General features: G+C 58.8%; 22 protein-coding genes. 2 read left to right on the forward strand and 20 right to left on the reverse strand.

All coding sequences use genetic code 11. From position 1 onward, the window contains the following. Positions 1-22 precede the first annotated feature (22 nt). Positions 23-688 carry a DUF8185 domain-containing protein gene (locus H9L06_RS02910; protein WP_187555771.1) on the reverse strand — a complete coding sequence of 222 codons (666 nt, stop codon included), beginning with the start codon at positions 686-688 and terminating at the stop codon, positions 23-25. 75 nt (positions 689-763) lie between these two features. Here H9L06_RS02910 and H9L06_RS02915 point away from each other — a divergent pair, with 75 nt between their 5' ends. Continuing rightward, on the forward strand, positions 764-1,642 hold the full coding sequence (locus H9L06_RS02915; RefSeq protein ID WP_187555772.1) for an acyl-CoA thioesterase: 879 nt from the start codon (positions 764-766) through the stop codon (positions 1,640-1,642). A gap of 2 nt (positions 1,643-1,644) precedes the next feature. On the opposite strand, the gene H9L06_RS02920 is transcribed toward H9L06_RS02915, so the two are convergent. The 3 genes from H9L06_RS02920 to H9L06_RS02930 all read right to left on the reverse strand — a co-directional run bounded on the left by H9L06_RS02920 (position 1,645) and on the right by H9L06_RS02930 (position 4,399). Next, positions 1,645-2,112: an acyl-CoA thioesterase gene (locus H9L06_RS02920; RefSeq protein ID WP_187555773.1), complete on the reverse strand. Its 468-nt coding sequence runs from the start codon at positions 2,110-2,112 to the stop codon at positions 1,645-1,647. Between the two features lie 2 nt (positions 2,113-2,114). Continuing rightward, positions 2,115-3,794, reverse strand: coding sequence for an energy-dependent translational throttle protein EttA (ettA, locus tag H9L06_RS02925; RefSeq protein WP_187555774.1), 1,680 nt, complete (start codon positions 3,792-3,794; stop codon positions 2,115-2,117). Between the two features lie 98 nt (positions 3,795-3,892). Next, entirely contained in the window at positions 3,893-4,399 is a 507-nt protein-coding gene (locus tag H9L06_RS02930) for a DUF6993 domain-containing protein (protein WP_187555775.1), read from the reverse strand. A gap of 222 nt (positions 4,400-4,621) precedes the next feature. Here H9L06_RS02930 and ssb point away from each other — a divergent pair, with 222 nt between their 5' ends. Next, positions 4,622-5,179 (forward strand): single-stranded DNA-binding protein, encoded by a 558-nt coding sequence (gene ssb / locus H9L06_RS02935; RefSeq protein ID WP_187555776.1) that lies wholly within the window; start codon positions 4,622-4,624, stop codon positions 5,177-5,179. A gap of 10 nt (positions 5,180-5,189) precedes the next feature. Here ssb and H9L06_RS02940 read toward each other — a convergent pair whose 3' ends face one another. From H9L06_RS02940 to ftsW, 16 genes are all read right to left on the reverse strand, one after another. Then, positions 5,190-5,924 carry a Pr6Pr family membrane protein gene (locus tag H9L06_RS02940; RefSeq protein WP_187555777.1) on the reverse strand — a complete coding sequence of 245 codons (735 nt, stop codon included), beginning with the start codon at positions 5,922-5,924 and terminating at the stop codon, positions 5,190-5,192. A 7-nt stretch (positions 5,925-5,931) separates the two neighbouring features. Beyond that, positions 5,932-6,456 carry a peptide-methionine (S)-S-oxide reductase MsrA gene (msrA, locus tag H9L06_RS02945; protein ID WP_187555778.1) on the reverse strand — a complete coding sequence of 175 codons (525 nt, stop codon included), beginning with the start codon at positions 6,454-6,456 and terminating at the stop codon, positions 5,932-5,934. Between the two features lie 11 nt (positions 6,457-6,467). After that, entirely contained in the window at positions 6,468-7,295 is an 828-nt protein-coding gene (nadE, locus tag H9L06_RS02950) for an ammonia-dependent NAD(+) synthetase (protein WP_187555779.1), read from the reverse strand. Further along, positions 7,292-10,795 (reverse strand): DNA polymerase III subunit alpha, encoded by a 3,504-nt coding sequence (dnaE, locus tag H9L06_RS02955; protein ID WP_382336664.1) that lies wholly within the window; start codon positions 10,793-10,795, stop codon positions 7,292-7,294. Before dnaE ends, nadE begins: the two co-directional genes overlap by 4 nt. Positions 10,796-10,918: 123 nt before the next feature. Continuing rightward, positions 10,919-11,851: an RluA family pseudouridine synthase gene (locus H9L06_RS02960; protein WP_187555781.1), complete on the reverse strand. Its 933-nt coding sequence runs from the start codon at positions 11,849-11,851 to the stop codon at positions 10,919-10,921. Then, positions 11,838-12,530, reverse strand: coding sequence for a signal peptidase II (gene lspA, locus H9L06_RS02965; protein WP_246454462.1), 693 nt, complete (start codon positions 12,528-12,530; stop codon positions 11,838-11,840). The genes H9L06_RS02960 and lspA overlap by 14 nt, the downstream gene beginning before the upstream one ends. Before the next feature lie 6 nt (positions 12,531-12,536). Then, entirely contained in the window at positions 12,537-13,202 is a 666-nt protein-coding gene (locus H9L06_RS02970) for a DivIVA domain-containing protein (protein ID WP_187555782.1), read from the reverse strand. A gap of 81 nt (positions 13,203-13,283) precedes the next feature. Further along, positions 13,284-13,484, reverse strand: a complete 201-nt coding sequence (locus tag H9L06_RS02975) for a YggT family protein (RefSeq protein WP_343069253.1) — start codon at positions 13,482-13,484, stop codon at positions 13,284-13,286. A gap of 95 nt (positions 13,485-13,579) precedes the next feature. Next, positions 13,580-14,068: a cell division protein SepF gene (locus H9L06_RS02980; protein ID WP_187555784.1), complete on the reverse strand. Its 489-nt coding sequence runs from the start codon at positions 14,066-14,068 to the stop codon at positions 13,580-13,582. A gap of 30 nt (positions 14,069-14,098) precedes the next feature. After that, positions 14,099-14,791 (reverse strand): YggS family pyridoxal phosphate-dependent enzyme, encoded by a 693-nt coding sequence (locus tag H9L06_RS02985; protein ID WP_187555785.1) that lies wholly within the window; start codon positions 14,789-14,791, stop codon positions 14,099-14,101. A 9-nt stretch (positions 14,792-14,800) separates the two neighbouring features. After that, a complete protein-coding gene (gene ftsZ / locus H9L06_RS02990; protein ID WP_187555786.1) occupies positions 14,801-16,012 on the reverse strand; it encodes a cell division protein FtsZ in 1,212 nt (403 codons plus the stop codon). Between the two features lie 159 nt (positions 16,013-16,171). After that, entirely contained in the window at positions 16,172-17,125 is a 954-nt protein-coding gene (locus H9L06_RS02995) for a cell division protein FtsQ/DivIB (RefSeq protein ID WP_187555787.1), read from the reverse strand. A 71-nt stretch (positions 17,126-17,196) separates the two neighbouring features. Next, entirely contained in the window at positions 17,197-18,612 is a 1,416-nt protein-coding gene (gene murC / locus H9L06_RS03000) for a UDP-N-acetylmuramate--L-alanine ligase (RefSeq protein ID WP_187555788.1), read from the reverse strand. A 31-nt stretch (positions 18,613-18,643) separates the two neighbouring features. Continuing rightward, a complete protein-coding gene (locus H9L06_RS03005) occupies positions 18,644-19,888 on the reverse strand; it encodes an MFS transporter (protein WP_246454463.1) in 1,245 nt (414 codons plus the stop codon). Position 19,889: 1 nt separating this feature from the next. Continuing rightward, positions 19,890-20,969: a UDP-N-acetylglucosamine--N-acetylmuramyl-(pentapeptide) pyrophosphoryl-undecaprenol N-acetylglucosamine transferase gene (locus H9L06_RS03010; protein WP_187555789.1), complete on the reverse strand. Its 1,080-nt coding sequence runs from the start codon at positions 20,967-20,969 to the stop codon at positions 19,890-19,892. 5 nt (positions 20,970-20,974) lie between these two features. Further along, positions 20,975-22,201: a putative lipid II flippase FtsW gene (gene ftsW / locus H9L06_RS03015; RefSeq protein WP_246454464.1), complete on the reverse strand. Its 1,227-nt coding sequence runs from the start codon at positions 22,199-22,201 to the stop codon at positions 20,975-20,977. Between the last annotated feature and the right edge of the window lie 2 nt (positions 22,202-22,203).

Consider the following 22,203-nt stretch of genomic DNA (forward strand, 5'->3'; position numbering starts at 1 on the left):
CATAAGTAAGTCAACGACCATTCTAACGTACGAAGCCCGCACCAAACCTCAAGATGACGTAACCGTTCAAACCGCTGAGCCGAGTCCAGTGCTGAGACTTGCTCAGTATCAGCCGATCCACCCCCGAGAGGAACCCCATACTTTCAGCAGCAAACGCAGCTGATGCCGGGATACCGGGGGCTATCTCACTACCCCAGACCGACCGCCGAATGCGCTGAACCACAGGGTCTCCAGCGTCAACTGGCACCGATTCGGCCACACGACTCATGCCCTCTTTAGCAACGACGGCGAGCGACGAGGCGTCAATCATGCCGTACGCTTGCCAGCCTGAATTTGGAGGAAGCACTCCCGCCCAAGCGGCAGTCGTGATCATGTCGGGTATGGGTAGCGAGAGCTCGCTGCCTTCCAGCCGCGCGAGCCGATCCAAGAAGGCACGCGCCTCAAACACGTCATCAATCTCACCCTGTTGTTGTTCTGCCAGCGCGAAGCCGCGCATGACAAGCACAACTGGATCGGTGTCGAGAATTCCCGCGGGCGCCTGGGTACACCCGAAGACTCCAAGCACGTCGTCTCGACGCCGAATACGAACTTCTGGCTCCCCCACTCGCACCAGGCGAGCGAGAAAGCTTCGCAAATCATCGCGGGTCGCTTGGTCGGCAAGTTGAATCGAAGTAGCAGTCACGGTCATCGCCGCAAGCCTACCTCCGCAAGCTCACCCTCCCCCAATAGACTGAAGAACATTCGCAGTTTGAAGGAGGCCCCCATGCCCCAAGCTCCCACGCCAGACCTGGAAGCAATGCTTTCGGTGGTGAACGCTGGTGCGCGCACCCAGTACGACATATTTACCGGCCCGGCAATGCCAACCCCGCATGGGCGCGCGTTTGGCGGCCAGGTGCTCGGCCAAGCACTCGTTGCAGCTGGCGAGACCGTGCCTGAAGGGCGAGTGATCCACTCAATGCACGGGTACTTCGTGCGGCCCGGAGAGAGCACCGAACAAATGACCTTTGAAACGGCCCGCTTGCGCGACGGCAGGTCATTCTCAACGCGTCGAGTGCAGGCCTATCAAGAGGGCGAAGTACTCATGTCACTCATTGCGTCGTTCCAAGAATCCGACGAGGGTATCGAACACGAGGAGCGCTTCGACACCGATTCCATTCCGGGGCCAGAGAATCTGCCCTCAGTGTGGGAGAAGTACGGTCACCTTTCTGGCGAAGGACGCGCTTCATGGGTGCTCAACAGACCGTTCGATTTTCGCTACGTTGAGTCCGACACGATTTTGAGGGTTGAAGAGCGCACAAACCGGCAGCTGGTCTGGCTCCGCTCACGTGATGAACTCGACGGAGAACAGCTCGTGCAGTCGGCCGCACTTGCGTTTGCGAGCGACTACCTCTTGCTTGAACCTGTCGCACGCAAGCATGGAATCCCCTGGGCTACACCGGGAATGCGTGGAGCAAGCCTTGACCACGCAATGTGGTTCCACCGGGAGTTCCGAATTGATGATTGGCTGCTCTACGAACTTGAATCGCCCACGGCACAGGGTGGTCGAGGCCTCGCCCACGGCAGGTTCTACAACCGAGATGGCTCACTCGTCGCGAGCGTGTCTCAAGAGTCGATGATTCGGCTACCGGAGCACAGCGACTGAAACTAGCTGCGCCGGAGGTTTAGCGGCTCGTCCATCCAACGAGACACCGAAGCGCGTCCTTCGTCAGAGAGACGCATCGGCCGCATCGAAACCCCGTCGACAATCACAACAGTTGAAATCGCCCGCGCGACAACACTCCGCTCTGGCTGTGACCCGTCAACAATTTCGTAGTGCACCTCAAGGCTTGACCCTCCGAGCTTCCCGATCCACAATTCGACGGTGATCGGCTGCTCAGCGTATTCGAGCACCTTGAGAAACTCGATCTGCTGATTAGCGACGAGCATTTTTGGCCCTGCGGGATCGTCGCCGCGGAAGTACCGTTCCATGCCGGTGCGTTCTCTACCAGAGCCAAGCCAGAACGTGCGTACGCGCGACTCCTCGAGGAAGCGCGCGTACGCAACATTGTTCACGTGCCCATACGCATCGAGGTCACCCCAACGAAGCTCTAGATCTACGTGTGTCCGAGCCATCGTTAGTCGCGCGTGAGCTTACGGTAGTGGCTGCGCGAAGGCTTCGCCGCCTCAGGTCCGAGCCGCTCGATCTTGTTTGTTTCGTATGCCTCGAAGTTACCCTCAAACCAATGCCACTGTGCGGGATCGTCGTCGGTGCCCTCGTAAGCCAGGATGTGCGTCGCGATTCGGTCGAGGAACCACCGGTCGTGCGTGATAACCACGGCGCAACCGGGGAATTCGAGCAGCGCATTCTCAAGCGACTGCAGTGTTTCGACATCAAGGTCGTTCGTGGGCTCGTCAAGGAGTAGCAAGTTGCCGCCCTGCTTGAGCGTGAGCGCGAGGTTCAGTCGGTTGCGCTCACCGCCTGACAACACACCGGCCTTCTTTTGCTGATCCGGTCCCTTAAATCCGAACTTCGACACATACGCACGCGACGGGATCTCAGTCTTGCCCACCGTGATGATGTCGAGGCCATCGGACACGACTTCCCAAAGGTTCTTATCTGGATCGATGTTCGCACGGTTCTGATCCACATATGAAATCTTCACGGTCTCGCCGATCTTCAGGTCGCCACCATCAAGTGGTTCGAGCCCGACGATCGTCTTGAACAAGGTCGTCTTGCCGACACCATTCGGGCCGATGACGCCGACGATACCGTTCGGGGGAAGCGAGAACGAGAGACCTTCAATGAGCTTGCGGTCGCCGAAGCCCTTCACCAGATCTTTCGCCTCGATCACTACGTTGCCAAGGCGTGGGCCGGCAGGGATCTGAATCTCTTCAAAGTCCAACTTCCGAGTCCGCTCGGCCTCGGTTGCCATCTCCTCGTAGCGAGAAAGGCGGGCCTTCGACTTCGCCTGGCGACCCTTGGTGTTTGATCGAACCCACTCAAGTTCGTCTTTCAAGCGCTTCGCGAGCTTCGCGTCTTTCTTACCCTGAATGTCGAGGCGTTCGGCCTTCTTTTCAAGGTATGTCGAGTAGTTGCCCTCGTAGGGGTAGAGCCGCCCGCGGTCGACCTCTGCAATCCACTCTGCGACATTGTCAAGGAAGTACCGGTCGTGCGTAATCGCAATGACTGCGCCAGGGTACTTCTGTAGGTGCTGTTCGAGCCAGAGCACGCTCTCGGCGTCGAGGTGGTTCGTGGGCTCGTCGAGCAGCAGCAAATCTGGCTTCTGAAGCAGTAGTTTCGTGAGAGCGACACGGCGCTTCTCGCCTCCGGAGAGGTTTTGGATACTTGCATCGCCCTGTGGCGTACGAAGCGCATCCATAGCCTGCTCGAGCTGGTTGTCGAGATCCCAGCCGTCAGCTGCGTCAATCTCTTCCTGAAGTGTTCCCATTTCAGCGAGCAACGTGTCAAAGTCTGCATCAGGCTCGGCCATGAGCGCCGAGATCTCGTTGAAGCGATCTACCTTCGCCTTGATCGCTATACCGTCTTCAATGTTCTCAAGCACGGTCTTCGATTCATCAAGCTCTGGCTCCTGCATAAGGATGCCAACGGTGTACCCGGGAGAAAGCGTTGCGTCACCGTTCGACGGGGTGTCGAGCCCAGCCATGATCTTCAGGATCGTTGACTTGCCCGCGCCGTTCGGTCCGACCATACCGATCTTGGCGCCTGGCAGAAACGCCATCGTCACGTCATCGAGAATAAGTTTGTCGCCGACCGACTTGCGGGCACGAACCATCTGGTAAATGTACTCAGCCATATGTTTTTCGGGCGTCTTGCGCCTGAGCTCCCTGCTGTACGAAGTGGAATCTATCGCCTGCTACTCTACCGGCTTCGTGCACGACAGCTCTGAGAGCCTCACCAGTCGATCGGTCGAGTTTGTCCAATTAGACAAATATTCTGATCTGGCCCAACGGCTGGAGCGAGATCGGTCACCAGCTCTCGCGACTCAGTGGTGATTTGCCCCAAGAGGCAGGACTCATCAATTCGCACAGAAACAAAGATGCTATCGGCGACGAGGTTTGTTCTAGAAGTGTCGAAAGAGACCTGCATGGCAGATTTATCGAAGCCCGCGCTCACAAGCGAATTGACAATCGGTTGGCCGCGCACAGCCTCAGTGCCACCCGCGAAGCTCTTGAGTGCGGCGGTGAAATCAGCGAACTTTGCTTCTGCCGACCCTTCTGGCGGAACCGGCGACTCTGAATTACCTGAATCCTCGGACGGGACGCTCGGAGTGACTCGCACGGTGCGTTCTGGCACCTCTGGCGAGGGACCTTCGAGTAACACGCAGGAACTCAGACCAAAGGCCAGTGCGACTCCGCCCGCAATCACTGCGGCCACGCGCTGTGCTCGATTCACCACCATGTCTCAAGTGTATTGAGCGGGATGGAGTTTCCTGAGTGAATGCCTAGTGACGAGAGCTGTCCACAGAAATGCTTCCGAGCGCACGCAAGCCGACTTATCCACAATTTCGATCTCTGCTGAGGCGGCACGGCAGCCAGTCATTGAAGCTATAAGTGCGATTCGGTTACCGGGATACCCACTCGCGCCAGAATCCAAATCCCAAATCAGCATGTAGGAGTTTAAATGTCCCAACACATCAGCGCAGTCGGCCAAATCGCAACAGAACCAAAGCTGTACACGCCCTCGGGCGGTGTACAATTTTGCACGTTTCGACTAGCTAGCACCGAGCGTCGGTTTGATGCGCAACGCAAAGAGTGGGTCGACGGAGATACCAACTGGTTCACCGTGAATTCATTCCGCAGCCTCGCCGTAAATGCCAGCGCATCTTTTTCCAAAGGCGATCGCGTAGTCGTGACTGGCCGACTCAGGGTTCGTCAATGGGAGACCGATGAGAAGAAGGGAAACTCAGTTGAAATAGATGTCGACGGCATCGGACATGACGTGCGTTGGGGTGTATCGAGATTCACGAAGCAACAAGTCGAGCAGCCCACTTCGTCGCGCGAGAGTGGGACAGGTACGAATGAGGCTGACGGCAGCGCAGCGGCGTCTTTACTGACACACAGCGGATCGGCATCAGGTCAGCTAAGCGAGGCTCAAAACGATGCATCATCCAGAGAGAACGCTACCGATTCCGCAGATCAAGCGGCACGTGAACCAGAGCTGGTCGATGCGCCGTTCTAGCAGCTGCCGACTAGTTTCCAATTCGGTTGGAAATTGCAGCTATTAGCCGGTCAAGTGTGAAATACACGTATCCAATGAGCATGAGCCCTATCGAGAGCCCGCCGATCCAGAGTGCGACGCCTCCATTTCCGTACACGACCACATTCATGAATGGGTAGGGATAGCTCGATCCCTCGAGAAATTCCCCACCCAGTGCGCCGTATACAAACGCCAACACCAGGTAACCGAACGGAATAAAAGCCCAGCGAATCGGATCGGCGGCTCTCAATTGTCCCTTTGGTACGAACAGCAACCAGTCAACTATGAGGAGTAAAGGTGTAACAACGTGAATGAGGTTATCTGTGAGAGAAAACGCCTCATAGTCGCCCGCCTGCACGAATTCTGAAGGCACAAGGACAAAGATGTACACCAGCATCGTGACTGTAATTGCCATCATGATTGCGGCGCTCCATCGAGCTGACGGAGTGGAGTGTCCTCGCGTACCGAATGCCGCAATATCCCGAATCGTTGAAAGAACTAGGAGCAACACCCACACCAGGCATAACGCGTTACTCAGCACCGTGTAGAACAGCCATGCTTTAGGGCTTGGCTCTTCGGTAAACATCCCGGTAATACGAATGATCCCGATTGTAATGAGCACGAGCGCAACGCATCGAAATGGGAGCGCAATCGTTCGCAGTACAAGCGCCCCGGAATCCCAGACGCTCTCTGCACGCGTGCGCGAGATGATTGCATCTTTGCTCATGCACAAATCATAGGAGATATTCAGCAAACCCCGCGCGTACCTTATTTACCTTCGGCACTGCCACAGCAAGGCAGTAACCCTGGGAGGGGTTCTTGGCGAAGAAATCCTGGTGCTCCTCCGGCCCTGGGTACACCGTGTTCAGCGGGGTGATCTCGGTAACTACCCCTCCACCCCAATACTCATTAGCACGGTCCTTCGCCGACTCAAACGCTTCGCGTTGATCCTCATCTGCATAGAACATTGCCGATCGATATTGCGTACCGATGTCATGGCCTTGGCGATTGAGCTGCCGTGGATCGTGCATAGTGAAAAATGCGTCGAGAACAACCTCTGCCGGGATGACTGACTCGTCGAAAGTGACCTCAACTGCTTCGGCGTGCCCGGTGCTTCCCGTGCACACAAGCTCATAGCTCGGATTCGGCGTCGTTCCTCCGGTGAAACAGGAATGCACACGTGTAATGCCTCGCAGCACTCGATATGCCGCATCTAGACACCAATAGCACCCGCCTGCGAGCACAAAAGTTGTTGCCATGATTCAACCTCCTACAGTTTCCACCATTCGTCATCCGGCGATACCGGCAGCTGCCGCTTGTGCCTGGTAGCGAGATAACGGCTCTCGAGATTGCCCGCTGACGCCTCTGCAATCTGTTCACCCCGTAAGTAGGCGTCGATCTCCTCGTAAGTCACCCCGAGGCTCGATTCATCTGACTGTCCAGGCTCTCCGTCGAGCAGATCCGCAGTCGGCTCCTTCTTCCACAGCCGCTCAGGCGCCCCAAGTTCGACGAGCAAGGTTGCACCCTGGCTTTTCGTAAGCCCTTGCAGTGGGATTACGTCGGCGGCACCATCGCCAAACTTCGTAAAGAACCCCGTCAGGGCCTCCGCCGCGTGGTCAGTGCCGATCACGAGCAAGCCACGGTCTCCCGCAAGAGCGTACTGCGCCACCATACGAGCTCGGGCTTTGATGTTCCCCTTATTGAAATCGGAAACGTCTTCTCCAAGCGCCCCTGATATTTCAGACGCCATGCCATCGACCGAAGAGGCAATATTCACCGAAACAGATTGGTCTGGCTGAATGAACGACAGCGCGAGCTGTGCATCTGCTTCATCTCGTTGCACACCGTACGGCAGTCGCATCGCCCAGAATTCGGCTTCATGGCCTCGGCCTCGCATTCGCTCAACAGCGAGCTGTGCGAGTCTTCCTGCGAGAGAGGAATCTTGCCCACCAGAAATACCGAGCACAAACCCGCGGACACCCGGAATATTTTCGGCATATGAGGCTAGAAATTCAACCCGTCGTTCAATTTCCTGCTCAGCATCAATCTCCGGGTTAACTCCCAGTTCGCGAATGATGCGCTGCTGCAATGTAGTCATGATACCAACTCCTCAATTCCTTGGAGGCACCGCGACCCTAGCAGTCCCTTGAGTTCTCCGAACAACTCGCTCGACACTCGAACGCGCTGAGGCAATTCAAAGACTCGCACCGCGTGCTGGGTGGCAAGATTTAGGCGTATCTCGCTGTCTCCACGGTGCCGTTCAAGTGTCTGTTTCAACTCACCCAACACCTCCTCGGTGGCCCGGCTGTCGTTCATCGTTATCGAGATCGACTGCGATTCGTCTTGCACCGCGGCGTCGATACCCCTCACTCCATATGCGTGCATTGACATGCCGTCATCTCGCGCGTTGAGTTTTCCTCGGAGCGCCACGATGGTATCCGGTTGTAGGAGCGAACCAAATTCTTGATACGACTTGCCCATAAAGAGGGCTTGAATCTCTCCCGTGAAGTCTTCAATTGTCACCATGCCATAGAGGTTTCCAGACTTCGCGGTACGGTGTTGCACGCTCGTCAGGAGGCCCGCAATCACAACGGTCTCACCGTCAAAGTTTGCATCAGGGTTTGTGGCCTGTTCAACCGTCACTGAGGCCTCTTTAGCCAGCGTCGTCTCGAGTCCTCGCAGCGGGTGATCTGACACGTAAAGTCCGAGCATCTCGCGCTCAAATGCGAGCTTGTCCTTCTTCGTCCATTCCGGCCTGTCTGGCACGTGGGAAACCGGTGCAGCTTCGGTGCCTGAAGCTTCGGCAGCCTCCGCAAACAGGCTGTCGAAATCGAACCCGACGTCTCCGTTTTCCTCAGCACGCTTCTCTTTCACCGCGCTTTCAACAGCACTCTCGTGAACCTCGAGAAGAGCACGCCGCGTGCCCCCGAGCCCATCGAACGCCCCTGCCTTAATCAGTGACTCGACCGTGCGCTTGTTCAGCGCGGGCAACGCAACCTTCTTCAAGAAATCGTGGAACGTTTCAAAACTGCCCTTCGATTCGCGCGCCTCGCGAATCGCCTCGACAACGTTCCATCCCACGTTACGTACTGCGCCGAGTCCGAAGCGAATATCGTCACCAACTGCGGCAAAGTTCGCGAACGAATCATTCACTGCGGGTGGGAGTACGTGGATACCCATGCGGCGGCACTCATTGAGGTAGATCGCAAGCTTGTCTTTTGAGTCGCCGACGCTCGTCAACAGCGCTGCCATGTACTCGGCCGGGTAGTGCGCCTTCAGATACGCGGTCCAATAACTCACGACACCATACGCGGCCGAGTGAGCCTTGTTGAAGGCGTAGTCGGAGAACGGCAGCAGAATGTCCCAGAGTGCCTTCACCGCTGCGTCAGAAAATCCGCGCTCGTGCATGCCACCGGCAAAGCCTTCGTACTGCTTATCGAGCTCTTCCTTCTTCTTCTTGCCCATTGCTCGGCGAAGAATGTCTGCTTGTCCAAGCGAGAAGCCAGCAACACGCTGGGCAATCGACATCACCTGTTCCTGATAGATGATGAGGCCGTAAGTCGTTTCGAGAATGTCCTTGAGTGGTTCCTCGAGCTCGGGGTGGATCGGCGTGATCTCTTGCAGCCCGTTCTTTCGCAGCGCGTAATTGGTGTGTGAATCGGCACCCATCGGCCCGGGTCGATACAGCGCGAGCACTGCCGAAATATCTTCGAAGTTGTCTGGCTTCATCAGGCGCAGCAACCCGCGCATTGGGCCGCCATCGAGCTGGAACACGCCGAGCGTGTCGCCGCGAGCGAGCAACTCATACGAGGGCTGATCATCGAGTTCGAGTCGCTCGAGATCGAGTTCTTCGCCCCGGTTCAGCTGAATATTCTCGAGCGCGTCAGAAATGATCGTGAGGTTACGTAACCCAAGAAAATCCATCTTGATGAGGCCGAGTGTCTCACAGGTTGGGTAGTCAAACTGGGTGACAATTTGACCGTCTTGTTCGCGCTTCTGCAGGGGAATAATGTCGATGAGCGGATCGCTCGACATGATCACACCTGCCGCGTGCACGCCCCACTGCCGCTTCAGGCCCTCGAGCCCAAGCGCTGTCTCATAGACCCGCTTCGCATCAGGGTCCTCCTGGAGTACAGCACGGAACTCCGAGGCCTCTTTGTATCGCGGATGCTCGGGGTCAGTAATACCCGCGAGTGGAATATCCTTCGCCATGACGGCGGGCGGCATTGCTTTTGTGAGCTTCTCGCCCATGCCAAACGGAAATCCGAGCACTCGAGACGAGTCTTTGAGCGCCTGCTTCGATTTGATGGTGCCATACGTCACGATCTGCGCAACACGCTCGTCGCCGTATTTTTCGGTGACATAGCGGATCACTTCGCCACGTCTGCGATCATCGAAGTCGACGTCGAAGTCGGGCATCGAAACGCGGTCTGGATTCAAGAAACGCTCGAAAATGAGGCCGTGCTGCAGTGGGTCGAGATCCGTGATTCGCATCGCGTACGCGGCCATCGAACCCGCACCGGATCCACGCCCAGGGCCCACGCGTATTCCGTTGTCTTTCGCCCAGTTAATGAAGTCGGCGACCACGAGGAAGTACCCGGGAAAGCCCATCTGGGTGATCACGCCGGTCTCGTACTCTGCCTGTTTACGCACGTCGTCAGGGATGCCGTTTGGGTACCGGTAGACCAGCCCCTTCTCGACTTCTTTGACGAACCAGCTCTCCTCAGTTTCACCCTCAGGAACTGGGTAATTCGGCATGTAGTTTGCCGATGTATTGAAGCTGACATCACAGCGCTCAGCAATGCGCAGAGTGTTATCGCAAGCCTCAGGAAGCTCCCGGAAAATGTGGCGCATCTCGGCTGCGCTCTTGAGGTAGTACCCAGATCCGCTGAACTGGAATCTGTTCGGGTCGTCGAGTCGTGAACCCGATTGCACGCAAAGCAACGCCGAATGAGACTCTGCATCGTGCTCGTGAACATAGTGCAGGTCATTCGTGGCAAGCAGAGGAATGCCGAGGTCTTTTGCGATGGCGAGCAGCTCAGTCTGCACACGACGCTCAATCTCGAGCCCGTGATCCATAATCTCGCAGAAAAAATTCTCTTTGCCAAAGATGTCTTGGAATTCGGCAGCGGCTTGCCGTGCTTCTTTCACCTGCCCGAGGCGAAGTCGAGTGTGGATCTCGCCAGAGGGGCACCCTGTCGTCGCAATGAGGCCCTCTGAATACTTTTGCAGCAGCTCGCGGTCCATACGTGGCTTGAAGTAGTACCCCTCAAGTGAGGAGTAGCTCGAAAGCCGGAAGAGGTTGTGCATGCCCTCGGTCGTTTCCGAAAGCATCGTCATGTGCGTGTAAGCGCCAGCACCCGACACGTCGTCACCGCCGCCGTCACCCCACCGCACCCGCGTGCGGTCTGAGCGATGTGTGCCCGGTGTGAGGTATGCCTCGATGCCGATGATGGGCTTCACCCCGACATCATTCGCAGCGCGCCAGAAATCGAACGCCCCGTAGGTGTTGCCGTGGTCGGTAATCGCGATCGCCGGCATTCCCTGCTCCGCGACCGCTGACACCAGCGGTTTTACTCGAGCTGCTCCATCGAGCATCGAATACTCACTGTGTGTGTGAAGATGTACGAATCCGTCGGTTTCAGACACCCAAGCCCCTTCCGTGATCGCCTTCCAAGACTACCCCGCCTTCCACGAGGACGAACACCGAGAAGCTCAGAATCAGCTGCGGGAATCCGACCCCGAGAGCACCTCAATAGCGTGCTGCAGGTCGGCAGGATACTGTGACTCAAACTCGACCGGTTCGCCATTGCCCGGGTGCCTAAACCCGAGTCGCATAGCGTGCAGCCACTGCCTCGTGAGGCCTAATCGTTCAGACAGCACGGGATCCGCACCATACATCGTGTCGCCGACACACGGGTGCCGCTGCGCCGACATGTGCACACGGATTTGATGCGTTCTGCCTGTCTCGAGCTCGACCTCAAGCAGTGTCGCGAAGGGAAACGCCTCAAGCGTCGTGTAGTGGGTGACCGAAGGCTTACCGCTCGTCGTGACCGCAAACTTCCATTCGTGACCGGGATGCCGACCGATGTTGCCCTCAATGGTTCCGGAGAACGGGTCAGGGTGCCCCTGCACGACCGTGTGATAGATCTTGTCTACCTCTCGCGCCTTAAATGCGCGCTTCAACAAACTGTATGCCCGTTCGCTCTTTGCGACGACCATCAGGCCACTCGTGCCCGCATCGAGACGGTGCACAATCCCCTGACGCTCGGGCGGACCAGAAGTGGCAATGCGATACCCGGTGCCAGCAAGAGCACCGAGCACTGTCGGGCCAGTCCACCCCTGCGACGGGTGCGCTGCGACCCCCGCGGGCTTGTCGACCACTACGAGATCTTCATCGTCATACACGATGCCAAAGTCTGGAAGCTGCACGGGTACAACCTCTGGCCCAGTCTTCTCTTCCCAGCTGACCTCGAGCAGTGCTCCCGCATGTAGACGGTCTGACTTTCCGAGCACGACCCCATCGAGAAGCACGCCTCCCGCAGCAATGGCGTCTTGAGCGAAGCTCCGGGAAAAACCTAAAAGCTTCGCGAGTGCAGCGTCGGTGCGCTCTCCGGCTAGGCCGTCAGGCACGGGTAAACTACGGTGTTCCATCAGTGCTCCGCGTATCCCCAGTTTCACCGGTATCGTCGGTTGCTTCTTCTGATGCCTCCGAGGCCTCAGAGGGCTCTGTCTCCTCAGTGCCCGCCGAAAGCTTACTCTGGTCGGATTCGTCGATTTCAGGGTGGCGAGGGTGCCTCCCGCCCTCGATTCTTAGCCCAAACAGTGTGACTGCGATAAACAGAAGCATGCCGACAACGATGCCGATATCCGCCACATTGTAGATCGCAGGGTTAAACCCCAACCACATCCACGGAGTCAGGATGAAGTCAACGACGTGACCCTGCGGAAACCCGGGCTCGCGAATGAGCCGGTCTGTGAGGTTGCCGAGCACTCCCCCAAGCAGTAGCCCAAGGAAGATCGCCCACGGCACTGACCTCAGCTTGCGAATCTGCCAGAGGATCACTCCAACAACGACAACGGCAAGGATGGTAAAAATCCAGGTTTGTCCGGTGGCCATCGAGAACGCAGCCCCTGGGTTCCGCGCGAAGTGCCACTGCAGAAACTCGCCGAACACGTCGACGGTTTCTCCGTATGGAAGATTGGCCTCTACCCAGTTCTTACTGAGTTGATCGGCCGCATAGATGATAAGCGCGATAGCAAATAGCAACAGCGGCACCAACACTCGCCGACGAGTGCTAGGTACCGCTGCAGCAGTTTGTTCTTGATCCACCCTGAATTAACCGAGGCTGTCAGGCCTCGTGAGCGGCTCTGGCGAGCTGTCGAGGTCTTTGAGCTGTGACTGAATGTAGGAACGGAGAGTTGAGCGGTACTCGTTCTCGAATCCGCGGAGCTCGGCGACGGTCTCCTGCAGGCCCTCCATCTCTTCGGCGTGTGCCTTGAGATCTTCGGTGCGGCGACGCTGCGCCTCATCAACGAGCTCGTGTGCGGTGCGCTCAGCATCTTCGATCATCTGAGTGCTCTTGGCCTCAGCCTCACCGATGAGCTTGTCTCGAGTCGTCTCGCCCTCACTGACGTACTTGTCGTGGAGTTCGAGTGCCATCTGCAGCATTGCGCTCGACTTGAGTGCGTCTGGGCGCTGAGCAGGCTCTTCGGGAGCGGCTGCCTCTTCCGGCTGAGCCTGGGGTTCGGGCACGGGAGCATCGACCACAATTGTCTCTGCAGACGGGTGAACCGCAGGGGCGCCACTCTCGCTCTGTGCCGCTTCGAGCTGCTCGGTGAGTTCGTCGATCTTGGCCTGGAGCTCCGCTTTCTCAGCTTCGCGCTCACGCAGTTCCTCAACGATTGTGTCAAGAAAGTCATCAACCTGGTCGAGATCGTAGCCGTCACGGAACTTCGTGATCGTGAACTTCTGATTCACGACTTCTTCAGGAGTCAAGGCCATCGTTCATTCTCTTTCTGTCGGAAGGATCGCTCACGCAATCATCTCAATAACGCTAGCAAACTCTCGGCAAATATACGGTGATTAGAACCCGCCTGGCACCAATGAAAGCAAAATTATGCAGGCAATCATGGTGAGGAACCAGCCGAGGTCAATTGCCACCTGTCCGAGACGGATTGGAGGCAAGATCTTGCGGAACATGCGTATGGGTGGATCAGTGATAGTAAATACGGCCTCGATGACGATTGCCAAGAAGCCGCGGGGCCTGAAATTTCTCGCAAGCACGGTGATCCAGTCAAGGACAAACCTTACCCAAAGCAGAAAAATAAACAGCCTAAGTGCGACACGGATAACCGTGCCAATGGCCCAAACGATCTCCACTACGCGCTAGGTGCGACGAAAAATGAGCCTTCTGCGCTTGCTTCGGGCTCGTCGCTCCCGATCTCGATGTGCTCAGGTGAGAGCAGGAAGACCTTGCTTGTCACACGCTCGATGCGTCCATTCAATCCGAGCGTAAGCCCACTCGAAAAGTCGATAAGACGCTTTGCTTCGTCTTCGCTCATACGCGAAAGGTTCATGATGACGGGAACGCCCTCACGGAAGCTCTCAGCGATGACCTGCGCGTCGCGATACGCAGTCGGATGCACGGTCAAAATCTCGTTCATCGTCTGCGGAGTCTGCGCACGAACAGGGGTGACCCGTCGAAGCGGAGTCACAGCTGCCCGCTGAGCCGGGGCTGGCTTGGAAGCCGGCGCCGCGGGCGCACTTGCAGGTGCACGGTCCGACGTGGACTGAGCGGTGGGTTCCTCTTCGAGGCCCTCTTCCGCAAGCCCAAGGAACACCATTGTCTTCTTCAGCGGATTACTCATGTGTTCTCCCAACGGTTATTGCATTCGAGACTATCTCGCATCGGGGCGATTTCCGGTGATTGCACTGCCGATTCGCAGGTGTGTCGCCCCTGCCGCAATCGCTGCAGGGTAGTCGTGGGTCATTCCCGCTGAAATCGACGTAGCGTCGGGAGCGAGTGCGCGCACACGATCCGCATACCCAGCAAGCCGCTCGAACGCCGATTCTGCGGGCTCTTCGAGGGGTGCGACCGACATGACGCCGCGCAAACGGAGCGTGCTCGTCTCCAAGATTCGCTCGGTCAATGACTCAATGTCTGCGGGGCTTGCCCCGCCGCGACCTGGGTCGTCAGTGAGGTTTATCTGAAGAAACGCGTCAATTGTGTGGTCGATGCCTGCGAGCGAGTCCACGAGCTTCGCTCGGTCAATCGAGTGGATCGCCGATGCGTACTGCGCAGCTTGCTTCGCCTTCTTGGTTTGCAGTTGGCCAATGAAGTGCCAGTTCAGCTCGAGGTCAGATAACTCGGCTGCCTTCTCCTGCGCCTCTTGGTGGCGATTCTCGCCGACATCGGTCACACCGAGTTCCGCGAGTTGCGTTACGAGGCTCGCAGGGTGAAACTTGGTGACCACGATGAGCGTGATCTCATCCGAATTTCGCCCTGCAGCACGACAGGCCTCTTCAATACCCGAGCGCACCGTGAGCAACCGGTCACGGAGTGCATCATCTACCTGCACACCCGCAGTCATCGAAATCGCCTACCTCAGGAACTCTGGAATGTCGAGATCGTCGTCATCATCGCCGTCGAATGCTGGATCGCGCAGCTGTTCTTCAACTGGCGGGTGCGCAAGCGCGCCGCCGAACTCAACGGCCCCATCGAGTGGCTGCGAGTCGTTGACGCGTGCCTGCGAGGCGCCGACGGGCACCGGTACACCGATCGCTGACCCTTCAGTGGCCTCTTCGATGCCCTCAACGCGTCCTCCACGACGTCCGGCAGCTGCGGGGGCTGTAGCCCGACCACCAGGGGTCGGTTCTTCATCGAACCCGGCAGCAATCACTGTGACACGAACCTCGTCGCCGAGGGTTTCGTCAATAACGGTACCGAAGATGATGTTCGCCTCTGCGTGCACAACGTCTTGCACGAGCGTCGAAGCCTCGGTGATCTCGCTGAGCGCGAGGTTCGAGGAACCCTGGATCGAGAAGAGCACGCCATGAGCGCCCTCGATTGAAGCTTCGAGGAGTGGAGATGCAACAGCGAGCTCGGCAGCCTTGATCGCCCTGTCGGCACCGCGAGCAGAGCCAATGCCCATGAGTGCAGAGCCCGCGCCCTGCATAACCGACTTCACGTCCGCAAAGTCGAGGTTAATGAGACCCGGCGTGGTGATGAGGTCAGTAATACCCTGCACACCGGCAAGCAACACCTGATCGGCTGCCGCGAACGCGTCGATCATGCTGATTCCCGGCTCACTGATTTCGAGCAGGCGGTCATTCGGCACAACGATGAGCGTGTCTACGGCCTCGCGAAGCGTGTTCACGCCCGCGTCTGCCTGGGCGGCGCGTCGCTTTCCTTCGAAGCTGAACGGCCTCGTCACGACACCAATGGTGAGTGCGCCGATCGACTTCGCGATGCGGGCCACTACGGGTGCGGCACCAGTTCCAGTGCCACCGCCCTCGCCCGCGGTCACAAACACCATGTCGGCACCGGCGAGCGCTTCCTCGATTTCTTCTGCGTGGTCTTCCGCTGCTCTGCGTCCGACCTCTGGGTCTGCGCCGGCCCCGAGGCCGCGCGTGAGTTCGCGGCCAACATCGAGCTTGACGTCGGCGTCGCTCAGCAGCAACGCCTGGGCATCGGTGTTCACAGCGATGAATTCGACTCCGCGAAGGCCGAGCTCGATCATGCGGTTCACGGCGTTGACGCCGCCGCCGCCGACACCCACGACCTTGATCACCGCGAGGTAGTTCTGGTTCATGGCACCTAGTCCCCTCAACCCTAAAGTTTTAGTTGAACTTCAAAGTTAGTATTAGCGTATACGTTTCGAAATAACGCTAGGGCTGGATGCCCGCCAGACGGGTTCGACACGCCGCCCGGGTCGATCACAAACCCAAACTTGGAACACAACCAGTGCTCCCTACTTGAAAATAGGCGCCGAAGTCGATGAAACATCTATGTGACTCACCGCGCGCCCCTCAAGTGCTTCAAGCATGGTTTGCAGCAAGAGCGCCTTGCGCTGAGTCTCATCCGCGCTCCCCCAAAACACCTCGATACCGCTCGCAAGCACGAACGTCACGTCTTGATTCGACGTTGCCTTGGCGGATACGAGTTGACTACGAAGTTCGGCGGGCATGTCTCGGACAATTTTGGACGCCGCGTGGAACGCTGGCGACGAGGTTGTACGCAAGCTCCCCTCACCGATGGGCACACCTTCCGGTTTTTCGGTTGATTCTGCGACCAATACCCCGGCAGCGTCATACTGCCGAAACACGCCATCTTGCTCAAGCGAGATTGCGGGAACACGTTCTTCGATGCGTACGAGAAGTGTGTGCGGAGGAATCCGTTCAACCCCAAAACGCTGGATGAGCGGGAACCCTTCGAGCGACCGAAGCACTTCGTTCTCATCGACAAGTGCCAAGGGAACCCCCTCGAAGCGCTGCAATGCTGCGGTTACTTCCTCGACATTCACGGCTTGCGCGCCCTCGACTTGCACGTCGCGCACCGACATCAGCGGTGTAAATGCTCCCACGATCACGAAGACCAGGAGGAGAAGTATCGCCCCCACTGAGATGAGCAGGCGTCGCCTCGCGTGACGGATCGCCTGGGTAAAACGCCTGGTCTCTCGCCGTAGCCGCTTCTTCTGCTGTCGCTCGGCCGCTCGAACTCGCCGTTCTGCAGCCTGAATCGGATCCGCCGGCTTACTGCCAAACGACAACAGCCCACGTGTTTTGGGAGCCTGCGCTTCCTCAGTCGCGGTTTCTCGCACCATCTCGGTGGACGGCTCTGCACTGCGGTCATGCCCCGGCTCCACCGCAGACTCCGAGCTCACCGCTAACTCTGGATCGACCGGCAGCGCTGTGGCTTTCGGCACTTCCGGTGTCTCTGGCAGATCCGGTGTGTTCGTCGTCGAGAACGGTCGTCGCTCAAACCCTCCTGGCCGTCTCACGAGTCTCCCGGGTCTTCGCCAAGCGCGCTCACGAGTTGCGGCACGATCTTGTACACCGACCCTGCACCCACAACGAGCACCAGGTCACCGGGTTCGGCGAGCTCGCGAACGCGCTTGGTGGCGCGCTCCCAGTCGTCGATGTACTCGCCGCGTGCTCGGTCAGCGAACGCATCGGTCACAATCGCACCGGTGGTCGAAGGATCGGGTGCCTCGCGAACACGGTCGATTTCAAGCACAATCGTGTGATCCGCGCCACTCTCAAACGCCTCGGCAAATTCCTTGAAAAAGGTTCGCGTGCGGCTGTACAGGTGTGGCTGATGTACGACGATGAGCTTACCCTCACCTGCCACTGATCGAGCAGACTCGAGGAGCGCGCGCACCTCAGTGGGATGGTGTGCATAGTCGTCGTAAACGCGAACACCGCCGGGGTCACCGTGGAACTCGAATCTGCGCTGCGTTCCCTCGAATTCGGCGATTGCCCGAAGTGATGTCGCGGGGTCGAGCCCGAGACCCGTGAGCACCGCGAGTGCTCCCGCCGCATTCACTGCGTTGTACGCCCCAAATACGCGCAGGGTCTCACGATAGACCTCACCAGCGAGCTCTACCTCGAGCGTCGCGGGCCCAGTCGTGTCGACAGAGACGATGCGAACGTCAGCGTCAGCTGCGTACCCGAACGTTCGAACACGCGGCGTCCCTGATTCCTCCTTGAGTGCAGCGAGAACTTCTTGCGCCCCCGCGTCATCGGCAGAAATGACTAGGAGTTCGCGCGCGTTTCTCGCAAAGTCGACAAACGCCTGCATGAAGTGCTCGCGCGACCCGTAAAAATCGAGATGCTCCGGATCCACATTCGTGACGAGGGCGACGGAGGTGTCGTAGATAAGGAATGACTTGTCACTCTCATCAGCCTCGATGACAAACAGGTCGTCCGCACCGTGTGCAGAGGCAACGCCGAGCGACGCAATGACACTGCCGTTCGCAAACGATGGATCGAGCCCAAGACCGAGCAAGCCTGTCACGATCATGCCAGTCGATGTGGTCTTCCCGTGCGCACCAGCTACCGCTACGAGGCTCTTTCCACGCGCGAGCCAAGCAAGTGCTTGGGAGCGGTGAAGCACCGGGATTCCACGTTCGACTGCGGAGCGGTACTCGGGATTATCGGGCGAGAGTGCGCCCGTAATCACGAGCGTGTCTACGTCGCCAACATGCGTGGCATCGTGCCCGATCCACACTCGCACACCCAGCGCCTCGAGCGCGTCGGTGCTGTAGTTCGCTGCGCGATCAGAACCCGTCACCTGCACCCCGTTAGCGTGCATCATGTGCGCGATCGCGCTCATGCCCGCGCCGCCAATACCGACGAAATGCACCCGTCCGAGGTCGTTCGGAATCTCCATCTCGAGATCGGGGTAAATCATACGGCGCTCCTCATTGCTGTGCCCGTCAAGACTACCGCGCGGGCGATGAAGTGGGCCGGTTCCCCGCACTACGCCCCTGGCGCGTCGCGGTGCGCTGTGCGTCGAGTTCGCTGGGAATCAGCGGAAGGGCGATGGCTGGCGTCAGCGCAACAAGTGCCAGAGCTGCGGGAATACCAACGAATCCGATGAGCCCGCCAACGAGCGAGGGCACGACCGCTGATGCAAGGAACTGCCCAGTGTTTTGTGTTCCGAGGGCGCGGCCAGCCCACTGCGGGCCCGCGATCTCCGCAACGGCCGTGAACGCGAGGCCATTGTCAGCGACGCTCACGCAACTCGCCACGACAAAGATGATCGCTGCGGGAATTGCCCACTCTGCCCATCCAAACGCAGCAGCGACGAGCAGCACGACGACGCCCGCAATAGCGACCTGGCGCAGTGGCCGCAGCCTCGAGGCAACCTTGTCGCTCCATATGCCGGCGACAATCCTGCCGCCAGCACCGAGCAACTGCGCAGTGGCGACGAGTGCCCCAGCCGCGAGCGCGCTCCAGCCAAAATCAACGGTGAACCAAACGAGCCCGAATGTAGAGAGCACGAATTGTGGCACAACGAGCAGCACCGACACCGCGTGAATTCGAGCCAGGGTCCAGGACTCGCGGTATGGATTGCTGCCGAGCGCGGCAACCGTGCGCGGGGCCAATTCGGGATCCACCACAGCGGCGACGCAGCATACGAGCGCAATGAGCGTCAGCGCGCCACCAAACGCGAGGGCGCCCAAGATTCCATAGTGGATCGCGAGCGTTGGAACAGCAATAGCGGCAATGGCCATGCCGATCGGCTGACAGGTTTGACGTATTCCCATCGCAAGGCCGCGGCGCTCAGCTGGGAACCACCCCGCGATAAGACGCCCGCTCGCGTTATTGATGCACGCTGACATTGCCCCACTCACTACCAGCGCAACGCCGAGCATCACGAATCCGTGCGCAAGCATCGACCCTGCGACGGCGAGCACGGTAAGCGCAAGGCCGATGATGAGCACGTTCCGCTCGCCGTAGCGATCGGCCGCCGCGCCCCATGCGATGAGCGACAAAACGAGCCCGAGGTGCGGTGCACCAGCGAGCAAGCCCGCACTTGCGAGGTTCATGCCCTCGTACTGGTGCAGATAGGGAATGAGAAAAGCGGGGGTTGCCACTACGACGGTCGTCGCGGCCTGACCGAGCACCATGACGGCGAGCATGAGCCAGGGGCGTGGGGTGATGCGAAGTGTGAGGCGCGACACCTTACTGCGCCGCCGCGCGTGCTTCGAGCACCATGTCAAACAACCGCGCTGTGCCGTCGAGCGACCCCGCCCCGCGCGCACGGGTCGACATGTCGCCGAGGCGTACGGGGTCATGCAAGAGCGGAAGCAACGTGCCTCGAACCCATGCGGACGTGAGCTCGGCGTCGTCAACAAGCAACGCCCCACCAGCTTGCACTACGTCCCGGGCATTCGCCCGCTGCTCGCCATTGCCATGACCCAGCGGAACAAATACTGCGGGAACTCCGAGCCCCGCGAGCTCACTCACGGTCGTCGAGCCAGCCCTCGAAACGGCGAGGTCGCACGCCGCAAACGCGAGATCCATGCGGTCGCAGTACTCAATCACGTGATAGCCAGGCACCCCCGGATCCTCGATCTCGGTGAGTCCGCCCCACACGTGCAGCACCTGCGCGCCGGAGTCGATGATAGCCCGCGCAGATCCCGAAATTCCGCGATTGATTGCGCGCGCGCCGAGCGATCCACCGGTCACGAGCAGCGTGGGTCGTTCTGGGTCGAGTCCAAAGTGCTCACGAGCACTCTCCCGCAGCCCCGCGAGGTCGAGCGACTCAATCTCGGGGCGCAGCGGCATCCCGGTTGCTCGCGCGCCTCGAATCGGTGTGCTCGCGAACGTCACAGCGACGTAGGGGGTGGATCGCGCTCCGAGCTTATTCGCCATCCCGGGTTTCGCGTTTGCCTCGTGGATCACAAACGGCACCCGCTCGCGAGCTGCCGCCTGGTACGCGGGCGCTGAAGCGTATCCGCCAAACCCCACAACAACATCGACGTCGCGTTCCCTGATGAGCGCTCGAACGGCGCGAATTGCCCGCTGATACTTGAACGGAAACTTCAGCGCATACAGTCCTGGCTTCCTCGGAAACGGGAGACGCTCAATCGTTTGCAACTCATACCCGCGTTCGGGTACGAGTCGCGCCTCGAGCCCCTCTGCTGTGCCCAGCACAACGATCTCCGCGTCAGCTTCGCGGCGCCTGATGAAGTCGGCAAGTGCAAGCAGCGGATTCACGTGACCGGCGGTGCCACCGCCGGCGAGCAGGTACGTTGTCATGACCTCTATCGTCCCACGTGACCCTGGTGTGCCAGTTCATGTTGATAGTCACCAGCATCGCGGGCGACCGAGATCACAACTCCCATAGTGATCAGACACGAAATCAATGCGGTGCCACCGGCGCTGATGAGTGGGAGCGGCACCCCGAGCACCGGGAACAGGCCGATCACCACACCAATGTTGAGGAATGCTTGGCCCACGATCCACACAAGTGCGCCACCGACAACGGCTCGACCAAAGCGATCGCGTGCGCGCGAAATCACGCGCAGCATGACAACCGCGAGCACAATGAAGAGCACCACGACGAGCATCGCACCGATAAACCCGAGTTCCTCGCCGATGATCGCAAAAATATAGTCGTTGTCTGCTGCAGGCAGCCAGTTCCACTTCGCCTTGGATCCACCGAGGCCGACGCCGAAGAGACCTCCGCTCGCCAGCGCCCATAGGCCGTGCTGGGGCTGCCAGCCGAGACCGCTGTAATCGTCGTTGCCGCTGGCGTGGCCGAAGAGACGCTGCATACGGTTCTCGCTCGTCACCACGAAAAATGCAATCGCTAGCAGCCCGCCGACGACGACGAGCGAGAGTGACTTCCAGCTGACGCCCCCGAAGAACATTGCGCCAATCACGAGCGCCGACATGACCATCGTCGTGCCAAGGTCGCGCCCGAGCAGCACGAGTCCGAGCGCGAGAAGCGCACCCGGCACGATCACTGGAATGAGTTCATGTGACATCTTGCCGAGCAACGGTTCCTTCTTGAGAAGCACCGTGCCGATCCACACGATCAGTGCGAGCTTCAGCGCCTCAGACGGCTGTGCGCCGAATGAACCGATTTGAATCCAGTTTCGGTTTCCGCCAACCTCAAAGCCGAGTGGAGTGAACACGAGCATTTGCAGCAGAAGACCTGCGGCGAAGAAGGTCCACGCCCATCGCTTCCAAAATTCAAGTGTTCGAGTTGCCGCGAAAATCATGAGCGGAAGCCCGACCACCGCGAAAATCATCTGACGCCAAAACACACCGAGGAAGCCCTGATCCTGCGTGTACGAGGTGATCGACGACGCCGAGAGCACCATAATGAGTCCGATGCCGGTCAGGAGCAGCGTGATGCCCCAGAGCAGTGCGACGGTCTTATCGCTTCCTGATTTGAGGCTTTCACCGAGGCTAATCCGGGCACTCGCAACCATGCCGGGCTGATTCGCACTCCCCGCATTCCCGGTGTTGCCTCGTCTCGCCACCC

The organism is Leucobacter denitrificans (genome assembly GCF_014396385.1).
In the GTDB taxonomy this organism is placed as follows: Bacteria; Actinomycetota; Actinomycetes; order Actinomycetales; family Microbacteriaceae; genus Leucobacter; species Leucobacter denitrificans.